We start from the raw sequence: 15,971 nt of genomic DNA on the forward strand, positions 1-15,971 counted from the left end.
TTAGTCGTGAAAATTTATTTAGTTTTAATAGGAGTTGAACAGTGAACGTATTGATTACAGGGATTACAGGTTTACGCAATCGCGGAGTAGAAGCATTAGTTGTACCCACAGTGGAGCAGTTGCGTCAGCGTTCTCCTCATCTCCCAATTAGTATTTTGACAAGAACGCCTGATTATGATGAAATTCGACTGCATCAGTATGACACCAAATTAATTGAACGTACGCCTTTTTTTAATTCTTCTTTGCGTAGTCGTCTTCAACGATGGCGTGCCAAGCTCCCATTTTCTAAGACTATTGAACCTCAAGAAACACCTTCTATGAAAGCAATGCGTGAAGCATCAGTTGTGATTGCTTCTGGCGGCGATGTTTTTAGCTCTGATTATGGCTCTCTCCACAGACATCTCCAACCACTGCAATTAGCATTAGAAGCGAATTTACCCGTAGTGTTTTTGGCTCAATCCATCGGGCCATTCAAAACCGATGAAGAAGCCCAGGCTTTTGTAAACGTTGCCCGCCGCTCAAAGCTGATTACGGTTCGGGAGGAGATTTCATACAAATACTTAATTCAAAAACTAGGCCTTTCGACAGATTTGGTCAAGCTTACTGCCGACCCTGCTTTCTTGCTGGCTCCACCTCCGCCTCAGCAGGTGGCTAATATGCTGAGTTCTTACTGCATTAAAAAAGACCGCCCAGTTATTGCTGTCGCAGTGAGTCAGGGGATAAGTAAGTATTCTGGTTGCGATTACGAAACACATATAAAGGCTTGGCAACAAGTAATCAAAACAATTCTTGATGAACTCAATGCCCAAGTTCTGATTATTCCCCATGTGCAGGAGACTTATGCAAGTAACGATGATCGGATTGCCGCAACACACCTCCTCAGAAGCTTTGATTTCGATCCGCGCGTTCATTTGGCTGGAGCAGATCACTCTGCTGCGGAGTTCAAAGGGCTGATTGGTGCCTGTGACATGGTGATTGCTGAGCGTATGCACGCTGCTATTGCCGGACTCTCCAGTGGTATCTGCACTGTTGCAGTTGGGTATTCTATCAAGGCAGAAGGAATTATGACCAACCTATTGGGAACTGAGTCTCTTCATAGAGGTTTGCTCATCCCGATTGATAAGTTTCTTGACCCTGATAAAACCTATACTGCTATCTGTAATGCCTGGAACTGCCGACAAGAAATAGCCGATCAACTCAAAGAGGTATTGCCAAGAGTTAAGAAAGACTCAGAAAGTAACTTTGAAATGATTTCTATGATCTTAAATCAAATGTAAGAAAACTTAGACAACAATCCAGTTTAGCAACGTATATTTATGAAATATATATTTTGGTCAGTGCTTATCAAGGTACTTTTCAACAAATCACAAATTAAATGTTTCTAGATTATGTTGCTTATCTGGATAATTTATATTATTAGGAGACATTTATGGTATCCAATGTTGTCAGGTAAGAGCAGGAAAATTAAAATATTAGAAGCTTTTTCGGATAGGGTTTCTTTTCTATCGGCTACATCTAGTTATCTAGGCATGGGCAGTAATTTTGATTTTCGTGGTTTTCCAATTTTGGTAGAAATTGTGATTTTTTTACAAACTATATATACACAGAAAATTTCTTTCCTACCTTTGCCAGCAGCTTCTAAAAAATGTTTCTACAATTATAAATAATGCATCGAATTGAAAAATATAGAAATAGTTTATTAGAATGATGAATTTCGCAACATCCCAGAACAAAATGACTAGCTTAACAGTAGTATTTGCACCTTGGTACACTCAGGAGAATCCCTATCAAACACAATTGACGGAAAAATTGATTTCCTTGGGTGTTAACATAGAACCTACTAGTTGTAGTACTTTAAATTTATTATCCACAATTAAACAAAAAAAAGCCAATATCTTGCACATACATTGGCTAGACCATTTCTTTTTACGAAAAGTTAGCTTTTTTAAGTCTTTATTGAAACTAATTTTATTTACTATTCAGTTACTAATTTTAAGGTTAACAAACGTTAAAGTTATTTGGACTGTTCATAATCTTAAAAATCACAGAAATCAGCACTTAATACTAGACAAACTTGGTTCTATTTTAGTGTCTAGAATCGCACATGGACTTATAGTTCATAGTGAATCAGCTAAACATGAGGTTATGAAAACATTCTATTTACGGAAAGATCATAAAATTTTTATTATACCGCATGGTAATTACATTGATATTTACGAAAATAGTATCAGCCAGGTAGAAGCAAGAAAGCAGTTAAATATTCCCAATTCAAGTTTAATATTATTATTTTTTGGATTAATTCATCCTTACAAAGGTGTATTGAAACTCATAGAAGCATTTCAGAAACTAAAGTACGATGACGTATGTCTGTTAATTGCTGGTAAACCCTGCGATGAAGTTATGGCGGCTCAACTTAGCAAAGAAGCAGAAGATAACAAAAATATTAAATTTATATCTGGATTTGTCAAGAATGAGGAGGTTCAGGTATATATGAATGCTTGTGATCTAGTTGCATTACCCTATCGTGAATTTCTGACATCAGGTGCTTTGATTTTAGCTATGTCATTTGGCAAAGCCTGCATTGCCCCAGATAAAGGCTATATCGGTGAAGTTTTAAATGATCAAGGAGGCTTTTTATACGATCCAGATAGTGAGGAAGGTTTGTTAAAAGCTTTGAATTCTGTAGTTCATCAACGAAGTGTTTTATCTAACATGGGCAATTGTAATTATAAGTTAGCGAGTCAATGGAATTGGAATTATGTTGCCAAGTTAACACTTAATGTTTATGAACATTATCTAAATTATTAAGTAATATCAACTAATCTTTTAGTCTGTATGCACTAAGTAAATATTTTTGAAATAGAGCATGATTAACGGTAGAGCTTTATGACACTATCTTTTGTTTCGATAATTATTCCAGTATTTAATGATTCTGAGCGATTAAAGCTTTGCCTGCAAGCTTTAGAAAACCAAACTTATCCACATAATATGTATGAAGTTATTGTTGTTGATAATGCTTCTGATGAAGATACTAAAAGTATTGTAGAAAAATTTAATCAAGCTGTCTTTACTGAAGAAGTAAAAACAGGTTCCTACGCAGCCCGCAACAAAGGTATTTCACTAGCTAAAGGGGAAATTTTAGCTTTTACAGATTCAGATTGTATACCCGCCTCAGATTGGATTGAAAATGGAGTAAAAAGTCTGCTCAGTACACCTAATTGTGGATTAGTGGCTGGACGAATAGACTTTTTTTTCCAAAATCCAGAACAACCAACCCCAGTAGAGCTTTACGAAACTTTCGCACTACCTTTTAATCAAGATCTCAATGTAGAAGATAGACACTATGGTGTAACTGCAAATCTTTTTACATTCAAGCATGTAATTGATAGTATTGGCAGTTTCAATCATCAACTCAAATCAGGTGGCGATCGCGAATGGGGTGAGCGTGTTTTTGCGGCTGGATACAAGCAAATATATGCTAATGATGCTTATGTTGCTCACCCTGCTAGACATTCTTTTTCTCAACTTCGCAAACGTGTGACTCGCTTAACTGGTGGTAAAGTTGATCGCCTGATGATTCAAAAACCATCAAGAATGGAAATAGCAGCAGATATATTAGATAGTTTTAAACCGCCTTTTAGAACTGTATATCTGGCTTGGAAACATGAAAAATGTCACAGCATATATCAGAAAATTCAGTGTATTTCAGTATTGTATTTGGTCAGATATATAGCAGCATTAGAAAAAGTTCGGCTTTATCTGGGTGGGAGTTCAGACAGAGGATAGGAAAAATTAATTAACTTACATTATTAAAAATAATCATGGTTATCACTAAAGAAATTGCCAATTTTCAGGAAGTACCAATGCTTAACGATAATCCTTTAGTTAGCATAATTATAGGTAACTATAATTACGACCGCTTTGTCGCCCAAGCAATAGATAGTGCATTAAATCAGACATATCAAAATATTGAGGTGATTGTCGTTGATGACGGTTCTACAGACAAATCAAGAGAAATAATTGATCAGTATGGTGAGCGAATAATTACTATCTTTAAAGATAATGGGGGACAGCATTCAAACTATAATGCAGGCTTTGCAAAAAGCAGAGGTGAAATTATTTGTTTTTTAGATTCAGATGATATCTTTTTAAAAGATAAAGTAGAAAAAGTAGTCAATATATTCAAATCTTCAGCAGAAATCGGTTGGTGTTTTCATAATATTCAACTAATTGACGAAAAAAATAACAATTTATTGGGGACAAATACACCAAATTACGTAACTCGTGAATGTGATTTCCGCACATTGATTAATTTAGGTAAAATTCCTCCCCATATACCCCCTTGTTCGGGTTTATGCTTCAAACGAACCGTTTTGGAAAAAATTCTCCCTATGCCGTCTCCAAAGATAGTTTCAAGTAGCGATCACTATGTCAAATTTATGGCAGTAGCACTAAGCAAAGGTTTTATGTTGGATGATAAATTAACCCTTCAGAAAATACACGGCAGTAATGCAGCAACTTTAAGAAAAGACAAGCAATATCAAAGAGCTAGAAAATATATATATACAGCTATTTGGGTAAAACAAGAATTTCCCAACTTGAGAAAGTTTGCTAATACAATGTTAGCTGTAGGCAAAATGTTTAACTGGAAAGCTGGTAATAATGATAGTGAAAATCTGAAAGTTATTGAGAACTACCTAGCTTCTATTTCTCTTAGCGAAAAACTGCATATTTATTTGCGAGCTACATATTACTATTTACACTCGCTCATCTTAGCTGGGTAATTTTCAGTTAAAATGACTGTAAATAAGTGAATCAGTAGAGGATAGTTCAATAAAAAATTTTGAGTTTATTTCGGAGATTCACCAAATATGTGGATAAAGCAGAGTAAAACAAATAGTTAAGATGCTAATTGCAGCAAAGTTGGGTGCTAATTCTAGAATTGTCTAGAATTCTAATTTTAAGTAATCAATTTTTTCGAGGAAAAGGAAGACAGAAAATGCTAAAACTCAATCTTGGTTGTGGCTCCCACACTCCAACTAGTTGGACAAATGTAGACTATGCAATGGGCGCTAAGTTAGCAAAGCTCCCAGTATTTTCGACAATTAATAAAATTTTTAAAATAGTCAATCTTGACTGGCCTGATCAAATTGTTATTCATGACTTGAGGCAAAAATTTCCTTGGAATGATAATTCAGTTGATGTGCTTTATAGTTCTCATACCTTAGAGCATTTAAGCAAAAGGCAAGGGAATCATTTCTTAAAGGAATGCCATCGAGTGTTGAAACCAAATGGTATTATTCGCATTGTTGTTCCCGATTTAAAAACAATTGTTGATAAGTATATCCAAGGTGAAATACCTGCTGAAGAATTTCTCCATGAGTTGAATGTCAGCTATGAATCTTCTCGAGATGGAGCGCTGAAAAGTAAATTAGCACCATTTATTCGCTTTCCGCATAAGTGTATGTATGACACGAGTGCATTATTACGGATAATGTCTGAAATTGGCTTTAAAGTAGCTAGTAAAAAAGGTTTAGAAAGCGAGATTGATGATGTAGATATTATTGAACAGCCTAGTCGTACTGTTGATGCTGTCATTGTGGAAGGGAGAAAATTGCCTGATGATACCCCTAAATCAAGTGAAACTAGACAATCGGTTTCCGTAGCCAATCATTAAAGATTGCAGAATAAAGCTAGTCTCTATAGCAGTTCACGGAAGCTGATCTTATGTTTAGAGGTAAGTATACTGAACCCAAGAATTCCTGGAAATCTATTGAGGCGATAGGAAAATCCCAATTTTGCAGCAATATTCTCAAAAGTTATTGTTATACATCCAAAGTCTGCCTCCACAGACTTCTAGCCTCGGGAGGTTTTTGCAAATTTGGGATGACCTTTATACCAATTCTATGTGATGTTGCGCTATATTCGCCCTCACCCTAGAAGGGTGGGGCTACACAAACAAAGTCCACCTCCGTGGGCTAATTAAGCGGATCTTCATTCAGAAACGATATTACTTTATGTAATACATCTGAACTTGTAAAATGCCACAAAACTTAGTTTTAAATTATGAATAAATTACGTATTGCTTGGCTGCTGCCTACTAGCTTTTTTTACTGGCAACCTTCCTTAAGTAAGTTGACAGAAGTATTTCCAGAAACCACAGTATTTGCAACATATTGGCCAGGACATGCCCAAGGATTTGACAATCATATTAAAGTTAAATTAGTCCAAACTCATAATTCCAAAAAATCTGATTATAGTCCTATATATAGTCAGAAAATCAAAATTTTACCTTGGAGGATTATCAATGAATTATTAGAGTTTAAACCTAATATTGTCTTTGCCAATTCTTTTGGGTTTTGGACAGTGCTGGCAATATTATTTAAATTTTGGGGGAATTGGCGCGTTGTTATAGCTTATGAGGGAAGTTCGCCTAGTGTAGATTATCGTAATTCCCCAGCGCGGTTACTAGTGCGCAGAATCATGACCTGGTTAGCAGATGCTTGCATCACCAACTCTCAAGCGGGGAGAGAGTATCTGATAGAGGTTCTGGGAGCAAAACCAGAGCGTGTTTTTGCCAAACCATACGAAGTCCCCCACTCTATTACCTTAATGGAGCAAAGCGAAGTAGTTGAGGTAGCGCAACTAGATCTCAAAAAGCCAGTGTTTCTGTTCATCGGTCATATCGTTCCTAGGAAAGGGTTACATTATTTACTGCAAGCTTGCGCGGTTTTGCACAAACAAGGATTGGACAACTACACTCTGCTTTTAGTCGGGGATGGGCCACAACGGGAAGAACTGCAAGCATTTAGTAAAAGTCATGGTATAGAAGAACGCATTCACTGGGCGGGGCGTGTTGAGTATGGGCGCTTGGGTGCATACTTTCGCAAGGCTGATGTTTTTGTGCTACCAACTTTAGAAGATACTTGGGGGGTGGTAGTGCAAGAAGCAATGATCATGAATAAGCCAGTCCTCTGCTCTAATAAAGCGGGAGCCTATGAGCTGATCGTTGATGGCGAAAACGGCTATGTGTTCGACCCAGAACAACCGGAAAAGTTAGCCGAAATTATGCGCCAATTTATCAATAACCCCAACTTGAGTCAGGTAATGGGCGAAAAATCCCAGCAAGCGATCGCCAATTTCACACCCACAGTTGCCGGTAACTTTCTGGCGCAAGTGGCTGAGTTTACTTGGGGCGATCGCACTGTCGTTTCTTCCTAATACCTGCACAGCTATTAACCATAATCAAATCAGCAAATGCGGCGATCGCATTCAACACATGTCAATCACAGCAATATCTCCCACGCCTAACCCCAACCTGGTGATATTTAATGGTCGCCTTCTCCCCAAATCGGAAACCTTCATTCGATCCCAGGGAGAAGGTTTACAGTTATTTACTCCTTACTATGTTGGGGCGCGGTTAATCAAGGGATTACCATTACCACCAGAACGGACTTTAGCAATCAACCAAGGTGGAATCTTGGGTTCTGCAAAAGAACTCATATTTAAATACTCAGGTTACGCACCCCAGCTTTCCCAACAACTCCAGCAATTAAACCCCAAGCTGATACACGCTCATTTTGGCGTGTGTGGAACTTTAGCTTTACCCTTAGCGCGATCGCTAAAATTACCACTGATGGTCACTTTTCATGGTCTAGATGCTACCATGACCGATGAATATGCTCGCAAAGATTCGATCACTACGCGCATTTATCTCCGTCGCCGAGAAGCACTCAAGCAAGAGACAAAATTGTTTATTGCTGTATCAAATTTTTTGAAAAACCGACTAATTCAACAGGGTTTTCCCGCAGACAGGATATTAGTACACTACATTGGCGTAGATACCAAGATATTTCAACCAGACCCCAGCATTGTCCGTGAACCAGTAGTGCTGTTTGTTGGTCGCTTAGTGGAAAAAAAGGGTTGTCAATATTTAATCGAGGCAATGGCAAAGGTGCAAGCAGCCATGCCAGAAGTAAAATTGGTAGTAATTGGCGATGGGCCGTTGCGTGGGACTGTGGAGAATGCAGCGAAGTCATCACTAAAAAATTACCAATTTCTTGGTATCCAGCCACCAGAGGTTGTGCGAAATTGGATGAATCGAGCTAAAGTTTTTTGCGTTCCCAGTGTCCAAGCAGCATCAGGCGATTGTGAAGGATTCGGAATTGTGTTTGCAGAAGCTCAAGCTGTGGGTTTACCAGTAGTTAGCTTTGCTCATGGTGGAATTCCCGAAGCAGTGGCGCACAACGAGACGGGCTTGCTGGCAAAAGAAGGTAATTCTCAAGAGCTTGCCGATTATATTTTGCAACTATTCCAAGATAGCAACCTTTGGCAACGCTTTAGTTTTAACGCCCACAACAGAATCGTGAAGCAATTTGATTTGCATCAACAAATTCAGGTTTTAGAAAATATCTATCAGGCTGTTGTAGATGAAGAAAGTGCCAGCCAAAAAACTTTAACTCGATTTATTTAGATCATACATTATATCACAAAACAAAAATTTTATGGATAAAATTAGCAAAAAATCTAGTATTGAGCCGTTAAAAATTCTGATTTCTGCCTATGCTTGTATGCCAAATATGGGTTCTGAACCAGGAGTTGGTTGGAACACTGTTGTAGAATTAGCCAAATATCACCAAGTATGGGTACTAACGCGGGAGAATAATCGCTCTGCGATCGCCGCCGAATTAGCACAAAATCCGATCCCGAATCTGCAATTTATTTACTGTGAACCACCACGCTGGGCTTGTTGGTGGAAAGCTGGTCAATTACCTCACTACTACTGGTGGCAACTGAGTGCATACTTTAAAGCGAGACAGGCACATAGTGAAATCGATTTTGATATTGTACATCATGTAACTTATGTGAGGTACTCAACTCCCAGCTTTCTTTCGCTATTGCCAATACCTTTTATTTGGGGGCCAGTGGGAGGGGGAGAAGCAGCACCAAAAGCCTTTTGGGCAGATTTCAGTTGGCGCGGGAAAGTTTATGAAATTTTGCGCAGTTTAGCCCACAGAATTGGTGAAATCGATCCCTTTACGCGCTTGACTGCACGGCGGAGTATTTTAGTGAGGGCGACAACTGAAGACACAGCCAAGCGGTTACAGCAAATGCAAGCAGTGAATCTCGAAGTATTTTCCGAATCAGGTATATCACTAACAGAGATAGAACATCTAGCCCAGTGTCCTCAGCCGCAAAATTCGCCAGTGCGGTTTATTAGTATGGCTAGACTACTGCATTGGAAAGGATTGCACTTAGGAATCAGGGCCTTTGCTAAAGCAGATTTACCAGAGGATGCTGAGTATTGGATTTTGGGAGAAGGGCCGGAGAAAGATAGATTGCAAGCCTTAGCGGCGGAACTAAATGTTAGCCAGCGAGTCAAATTTTGGGGAAGGCTATCTCGGGATGAAACTTTAAGTAAACTCAGTGAGTGCCATGTATTGCTTCATCCTAGCCTACATGACTCTGGGGGATGGGTTTGTTTAGAAGCAATGGCGGCGGGTCGTCCAGTGATTTGTTTAGATTTAGGCGGCCCAGCGGTTCAGGTTACTCAAGAGGCTGGTGTGAAAATATTAGCTCAAAATCCTGAACAAACAGTCAAAAGTTTAGCTGATGCCATGAGTTGTTTAGCTAAAGATTCAGAACTGCGATCGCGTCTGGGTCAAGCCGGACAAAAACGGGTGAAAGAAAATTTTTCCTGGGAAAATAAAGCTCGGCATTTAATTAAACTTTACGAAACCATCCTTACAGAAAAATTAACTCAGGAAGTTTACAGATAAAATACATATCATGCAAATTCTCAGCGTACACAACAAATATCTGATTCGTGGTGGAGAGGATGAATCCCAGGAATTAGAACGGCGGATTTTGCAAGAAAATGGGCATCAAGTTGATCTATATGAAGAAAATAATACTCGTGTTAAATCTTTAAATCCAGCGCAGATGGCGTTGCGCACAATCTGGTCAACAGAAGCTTATCAACTAGTCAAACAACGGCTGCAAAATTCTCAATACAACCTCGTCCACATCCAAAATTTCTTTCCCTTAATTTCTCCTGCTGTATATTATGCAGCCAAGGAACAAAAAGTACCTGTAGTCCAAAGTTTGCGGAATTACCGCCTTTTGTGTCCAAATGGGCTGTTTTTTCGTGATGGAAAAGTATGTGAAGACTGTTTAGGCAATTTTATTCCCTATCCTGGGATCGTTCATGCTTGCTATCGAGATAATCGGCTGGCCTCTGCAAGTGTAGCTAGTATGTTGACTGTGCATCGGGCAATGAACACTTGGAACAAAATGGTAGACATTTATATTACCTTGACTGAGTTTGCACGGCAAAAAATGATTCAAGGTGGTTTACCAGCCGAGAAGATTGTAGTTAAACCAAATTTTGTCCATCCCGATCCCGGTATTGGTGAAGGAAGTGGTGGTTATGCCCTTTTTGTGGGCAGACTTTCGGAAGAAAAAGGGTTAGATACGCTACTTGCGGCTTGGGAAAAATTAGCGGGAAAAATCCCACTGAAGATTGTTGGTGACGGGCCTTTATTAGCAGAAATGATCGCCGCCACGGAACGAATTCCCCAAGTTGAATGCTTAGGACGCAGACCAATGTCAGAAGTATATGACTTGATGGGGGAAGCTACATTTGTAGTTTTTCCTTCTAAATGGTATGAAACCTTTGGCCGTGTGGCAGTTGAAGCCTTTGCCAAGGGAACTCCGGTAATTGCTGCCAATATTGGTGCGATCGCAGAGTTAGTAGATTCTGGTCGAACTGGGCTGCATTTTCGCCCTGGTGACGCTGATGATTTAACAGCCCAGGTAGAATGGCTTCTAGCTAATCCCTCTAAGCTGTCTCAGATGCGACAGGAAGCAAGAACCGAATTTGAAACTAAGTACACTGCCGAGAAGAACTACAACCGAATCATGGAGATTTATGTTCAAGCGCAGGCTGTCTCTGTTTAAGATAGTTAATATTAGTATGACTGGAAAAAGGCAGAGTGTAGATGTGAAGAAAGCTTTTTTATCCGTCCTAGGATACGCAGATCGTGACGGCTACTTACAAGTTAGCTAATCACCATAAAATCTCTCTTCCCATACCCCATGCCCAATGACGGCAGTTGCTTCAAGCCGGGAAACCCGTCCAACGCACTGCCTCCCCCATGCCCAATGCCCAATGCCCCTAGTTCCATGAATGCAGAGACAGCAGTTTATAAATCTCCGCAGGGATATATCAAAAATACATTTTTGATATTGATCGCCTTTGCCACCGCCTTCTTCCCACGAATTCTTAATACTGTTGGTGTACCTTCGCCGATTAACTTTCTTCATTTCATAGTAGTGCCTATAGTCGGTGTCATTGTCATCACAAAAACGCGAGTTAAAAATAGAAAACAAATATTACTTACTTGGACGCTCATATTTGCTCTAGTTCTGCTGCTGGCAGTTATGACATCAAGTGCGCTTTTGAATAGCGCAGGTTTGATTAATGTATTGCTAGATTTTATGCTACTGGCTGAGCCATTTATCCTGCTGATAGGGATTATTTGTATCCCCTTTTCATTAGAAGGACTGAATAAATTTAAACGCTGGATATTGAGTTTTGTCATTATTCATATTTTCTTAGCTTTGTCCCAAAAAATTCTTTTAGAAGTTGGATTACTTCGCAGAAATGGCATGACTATGGAAGATAACATCCAAGGAGTCTTCTATATTACAGGAGGTGGACATGTTGTCTCTGCTATGGTCGCCATGTCTTTCAGTTTATATTATTTTTTTACGGCGAAAAGTGTGTCAATTTTGATTCGCTCTGCCTTTGTTTTTGCTGCTTTTTTGGTACTTCTATTTGCTGATGCCAAACAGGTACTACTTGTATATTTAATAGCCTGGGGTTGCTTAATTTTAATTAATGTCAAAGATATCAAATTAACCTTGCAATATATAATTGCTGCCATCATCCTTGGCTACATCCTGTTTTGGTGTGTACAAAATCTCCCAGCTTTTAGAGCTTTTAATACCTGGATCAGACCAGAAATTTATGGTCCTGAAGGAGATGCAACCATCCTGAAAACAGCAGCTTTTCGGATTATTCCCTCTTATTTTAAATCATCACTCAATTGGTATCTTGGTCTTGGGCCTGGTCATACCGTTGGGCGATTGGGTGGTTGGATGTTAGAAGACTATTGGAATTTACTCGGACCACTAGGTGCTACTATTCATCCATGCTCTCAAGCAGTTTGGGCTGTATGGCGTGGTCAATATCTAGACTCCAGTTTTTTCTCTCCTTTGTTTGGCTGGGTAGCAATCTGGGGAGATTCAGGTTTTCTCGGCTTAGCAGCTTACTTATATCTAGCGTCGATTGTCTGGCGACGGATCTGTCTGGATGACTTTTCCAAGTTGATGATGCTGACGGTAATGGTTAACGGTTTTATCTTTACTTTGATGGAAGAACCAGGTTATATGCTCTCAATAGCCACGTTGATTGGTCTGCGATGGCAAGAACAGCGACTTACAAATGCAAAATTCCGATGAGCAAAACATCTTACTACTGTGCTAAGTCAACGCCAGATGGGTTTGGACTGGGCAAAGAGGCGAGGCGAAGGGGAAAGGGGCAAAAACCTTTACCACGCCTTCCTTGGCGAACTACTAGGAATCAGAGCCAATGATTCTGTCCTGGGGTAAGGCGATCGCCATTTGGCTAACTATTATCTAAATTTCTCCGAATCGATTCTCAAAGTACTTGACATTACCCTAGGGATCACTGCTATATTATCTAGAGTGAAATCTTTGGGGCGTAGCCAAGTGGTAAGGCAGCGGGTTTTGGTCCCGCCATCCCTAGGTTCGAATCCTAGCGCCCCAGTTTGTTATCAATAAAAGTTCGTAGCGGCTCAATACAGCCGATGTAAATGTTCTGTGATGAGCAGCCTCTGATTCAAAACCAAGTCTCAAGCTTGATTGTCTTTTGAATTTTGCCGTATGTATTGCTGCTGGAAGCATAGCCTTCATTAGCTGCTCAATAACTTGGTATATGTCATGGCGATCGCCATCACCAGTGTTTAACCTGACATGATATTACACAGCCAGTTGGCTCTACCCCTGAGAATCTAAACCCCTGTTATTGAAGGGTGTAATCAAAGATTCTCCCATCAGTATAATTTTTTAGTATAAAAATAATTTTAGTAAAAAAATATACTTAAAATTTATATTTTAATTTTTAAATCTAGCCTTGAGAGAAAAATCAGAGTGCTTATTAAATAGAACAAGCTGCTGCTGGCGGCTTTGAGCGGTTATGTAGTTATACTTAGAAGATTTCCTGCAACTGAAAAGATTTTATATACGGCTCGGAGTTCATGTTTTCCATAACTTAGTTCTAAATTTTTTCATAAATTTGACTCATAATTTAAATAATTTCACCAATCCTTCTTACGTGATGCTACTGTAGTTATAATGAGTTTATTTAATTCGGGCGTGCATTTTCGAGGGTGTAGCCCAAGCTCAAAGGCTGTACAACTAGTTTATTGACAATATAATCCAGATTGTTAATCTTAAATGATGATTCAGTAAATTTATTGATTTACTAGGGTGCAGAGACAAACAACCCAACTTCGGAGCAATCTAACTACCTATACCAAAGATTGATTGAATCGAAGAATTCACCTGTATAAGGAATATAAGTAGTTTATTTGACAAATGCTATGCTGAAGTCAGAAAAGTATCCTCACCCGTTGTCACAAGCCAACTTTACCCAATTAAATGATGAAGAAGGTGGACTAAACCTGGGTCAAGTCGGGGCGGTTCTACGCCGCAGACTATTGTTAATTGGTGGAACCACAGCCTTAGTAGCAACAGCAGCAGTCCTCAAGGCGGAAACAGATCCCCCAGTATATCAAGGCACGTTTGATATTCTCACCAAGCCGGTAACGGGTGAGGATAAGGTGACTGCAAATGTTCCCCAAACAATAAATAGCCAAGAAGGTGTAGCGCCTCCTGAGTCTACCAAAGAAATTCAGACAACGATCGCAGTTTTACAAAGTCCTAAAGTTCTCAATCCGATCATTGAAAAACTTCAGGCTCAATACCCAGATCTGACCTATGACTATCTTGTTTACTACTTAGCGATTACATCTCCTAAGCCAAATATCTTAAACATTCAATATACCAATTCAGATCAAAAGTTAGTTAGTGATGTATTAAAGCTGCTATCTGAAGCTTATCTGCAATATAGCTTGCAGGAACGGCAATCAGATGTTGAACAAGCGATTCAGTTTGTTGAGAACCGAAAAAAGCCACTAGCGGACAGTCTGGAACAGTGGCAAAAGAAATTGGAAAATCTGCGGCGGGATAATAGGTTGATTGAACCAGGACAGAAGGCTCAAGAGTTATCAAATCAACTATCGACTTTGAGACAACAGCGAATAGAGAATCGAGTCCAGCTAGAACAAATGGTAGCCAGTTATGAGGAATTACAAAGAGAATTAGCGCAAGCACCTGGGGAAAGAGCAGGTAATTCTTTGCTGAGTGAAAACGCTCGCTACCAAAAGATTTTAGACCAGATCCAAGCAGCAGATATAGCGGTTAAACAACAGTCAACTGTATTTACAGATGCAAACCCAGCAATGGTGACTCTACAGCAAAAGAAAGAGTCTTTACTACCATTATTGGCGCAAGAAGAAGCGCGGGTACAAAAAGATTATCAAAGCCGCATTCAAGAACTTTCAGCCCGCGATCGCTCACTAGATGAAAAAATCAACACTGTTTATGGTGAAATTAGAAACTTAGCCAGTATTAGCCGTCAATACGACAACATCCAGAGAGAATTACAAATTGCTAACGCTGCTCTGACACAATTTACTACTAAACAACAATCGTTGCAAATTGAGAAAGCCCAAAAGCAACAACCTTGGGTGTTACTCGATCCGAAACTAACGAAAGTTAATGAACCTCTGGCGATCACAGACAGTGCTAAGCGAAACTTAGCATTGGGCGGTCTGTTGGGTTTGTTATTGGGTGTAGGAACAGCTTTAGTTGTCGATAAACTCAGCAATATCTTCTACTCTTCTCAAGAACTCAAAGAGTCTACCAGACTACCTTTACTGGGAATAGTGCCTTTAAGAAAAGAACTAGAAGTGGCAACCAAAGACAATCTCTCCAGAGGGGTACAACATTCAGATGGAGCCTCGTTCTTTGAAGTTTTTCGCTCTCTGTACACCAATATTTTGCTCTTAGGTTCTGATACACCAATTCGCTCTTTAGTAATTAGTTCAGCTGGACAGGGAGATGGCAAATCGACAATTGCTACACAGCTAGCACAAGCCGCAGCAGCAATGGGACAACGAGTATTACTTGTAGATGCTAATCTGCGAGCTCCCAGCTTACACAATCGAGTTGGACTGATGAATATTCAGGGCTTGACTGATGTGATTTCCCAAGATCTGGATTGGCACAATGTCATTGAGCCATCGCCGTTAGAGGACAATATGTTTGTCATGCCGGCTGGACCGATTCCGCCTGATTCGGTGAGGTTACTTGCATCTCAAAAAATGCATAACTTGATGGAGGAATTACAAGTCAGCTATGATTTGGTGATTTATGACACACCTCCACTGTTGGGATTTGCAGACGCTCACTTATTAGCGGCTAATACTGATGGATTAGTGCTGGTTGCTGGTTTAGGTAAGCTCAAGCGCACTGCACTACAGCAAGCATTAGAACAGATTCAGATTTCTGGAACTCCTTTGCTAGGGTTGATTGCTAATAAGTCTAAAGATGCTGCACCTGTTTCTTATCAGTACTATCAACAGTATTACAGACAGAACATCAGCACGGAAAAGGTATCTGTAGATACATTAGCAACTGATAGTAGCTCTCAAGGAATGGCATCTGCTCTCAGCAAAACTCAACGACGTTAAATGTGAGAACGGGTAATAATTTTAACGGGTTTAGCAATGCTAAACCCGTTAAAATTACACGGTAAGTGC

11 protein-coding genes and 1 tRNA gene are annotated in these 15,971 nt (G+C 39.6%); all 12 read left to right on the plus strand.

The features are described 5' to 3' along the window. Positions 1-41 precede the first annotated feature (41 nt). The 12 genes from AACU32_RS24935 (at position 42) to AACU32_RS24990 (ending at position 15,902) form a co-directional block, all read left to right on the plus strand. On the plus strand, positions 42-1,277 hold the full coding sequence (locus AACU32_RS24935; protein WP_096603878.1) for a polysaccharide pyruvyl transferase family protein: 1,236 nt from the start codon (positions 42-44) through the stop codon (positions 1,275-1,277). 457 nt (positions 1,278-1,734) lie between these two features. After that, positions 1,735-2,808 carry a glycosyltransferase family 4 protein gene (locus AACU32_RS24940; protein ID WP_339378252.1) on the plus strand — a complete coding sequence of 358 codons (1,074 nt, stop codon included), beginning with the start codon at positions 1,735-1,737 and terminating at the stop codon, positions 2,806-2,808. 78 nt (positions 2,809-2,886) lie between these two features. Next, positions 2,887-3,786: a glycosyltransferase gene (locus AACU32_RS24945; RefSeq protein WP_096603881.1), complete on the plus strand. Its 900-nt coding sequence runs from the start codon at positions 2,887-2,889 to the stop codon at positions 3,784-3,786. A gap of 35 nt (positions 3,787-3,821) precedes the next feature. Then, complete coding sequence (locus AACU32_RS24950; protein ID WP_096603882.1) at positions 3,822-4,784, plus strand: glycosyltransferase family 2 protein; 963 nt, start codon at positions 3,822-3,824, stop codon at positions 4,782-4,784. Positions 4,785-4,927: 143 nt separating this feature from the next. Continuing rightward, the gene (locus tag AACU32_RS24955) at positions 4,928-5,677 is read left to right on the plus strand and encodes a class I SAM-dependent methyltransferase (RefSeq protein WP_339378253.1); all 750 of its coding nucleotides are present in this window, start codon (positions 4,928-4,930) and stop codon (positions 5,675-5,677) included. Positions 5,678-6,066: 389 nt separating this feature from the next. Beyond that, positions 6,067-7,221: a glycosyltransferase family 4 protein gene (locus tag AACU32_RS24960; RefSeq protein ID WP_096603884.1), complete on the plus strand. Its 1,155-nt coding sequence runs from the start codon at positions 6,067-6,069 to the stop codon at positions 7,219-7,221. Further along, on the plus strand, positions 7,154-8,473 hold the full coding sequence (locus AACU32_RS24965; RefSeq protein ID WP_339378254.1) for a glycosyltransferase: 1,320 nt from the start codon (positions 7,154-7,156) through the stop codon (positions 8,471-8,473). Before AACU32_RS24960 ends, AACU32_RS24965 begins: the two co-directional genes overlap by 68 nt. A 31-nt stretch (positions 8,474-8,504) precedes the next feature. Continuing rightward, entirely contained in the window at positions 8,505-9,779 is a 1,275-nt protein-coding gene (locus AACU32_RS24970; protein ID WP_096603886.1) for a glycosyltransferase family 4 protein, read from the plus strand. A gap of 10 nt (positions 9,780-9,789) precedes the next feature. Next, positions 9,790-10,959: a glycosyltransferase family 4 protein gene (locus AACU32_RS24975; RefSeq protein ID WP_096603887.1), complete on the plus strand. Its 1,170-nt coding sequence runs from the start codon at positions 9,790-9,792 to the stop codon at positions 10,957-10,959. Positions 10,960-11,163: 204 nt separating this feature from the next. Next, positions 11,164-12,525, plus strand: a complete 1,362-nt coding sequence (locus AACU32_RS24980) for a hypothetical protein (protein ID WP_339378255.1) — start codon at positions 11,164-11,166, stop codon at positions 12,523-12,525. Between the two features lie 256 nt (positions 12,526-12,781). Next, positions 12,782-12,853: transfer RNA gene (locus tag AACU32_RS24985), tRNA-Gln, on the plus strand. A gap of 835 nt (positions 12,854-13,688) precedes the next feature. Then, on the plus strand, positions 13,689-15,902 hold the full coding sequence (locus tag AACU32_RS24990) for a GumC family protein (protein WP_096603889.1): 2,214 nt from the start codon (positions 13,689-13,691) through the stop codon (positions 15,900-15,902). Positions 15,903-15,971: the final 69 nt, after the last annotated feature.

Source organism: Calothrix sp. NIES-2100, assembly GCF_963875285.1.
Taxonomy (GTDB): Bacteria; Cyanobacteriota; Cyanobacteriia; order Cyanobacteriales; family Nostocaceae; genus Aulosira.

Coding starts and splice junctions, on each gene's coding strand:
- AACU32_RS24980 (WP_339378255.1), top strand. CDS start 11,164: ATGCCCAATGCCCCTAGTTCCATGAATGCAGAGACAGCAGTTTATAAA.
- AACU32_RS24960 (WP_096603884.1), top strand. CDS start 6,067: ATGAATAAATTACGTATTGCTTGGCTGCTGCCTACTAGCTTTTTTTAC.
- AACU32_RS24940 (WP_339378252.1), top strand. CDS start 1,735: ATGACTAGCTTAACAGTAGTATTTGCACCTTGGTACACTCAGGAGAAT.
- AACU32_RS24945 (WP_096603881.1), top strand. CDS start 2,887: ATGACACTATCTTTTGTTTCGATAATTATTCCAGTATTTAATGATTCT.
- AACU32_RS24950 (WP_096603882.1), top strand. CDS start 3,822: ATGGTTATCACTAAAGAAATTGCCAATTTTCAGGAAGTACCAATGCTT.
- AACU32_RS24970 (WP_096603886.1), top strand. CDS start 8,505: ATGGATAAAATTAGCAAAAAATCTAGTATTGAGCCGTTAAAAATTCTG.
- AACU32_RS24990 (WP_096603889.1), top strand. CDS start 13,689: ATGCTGAAGTCAGAAAAGTATCCTCACCCGTTGTCACAAGCCAACTTT.
- AACU32_RS24975 (WP_096603887.1), top strand. CDS start 9,790: ATGCAAATTCTCAGCGTACACAACAAATATCTGATTCGTGGTGGAGAG.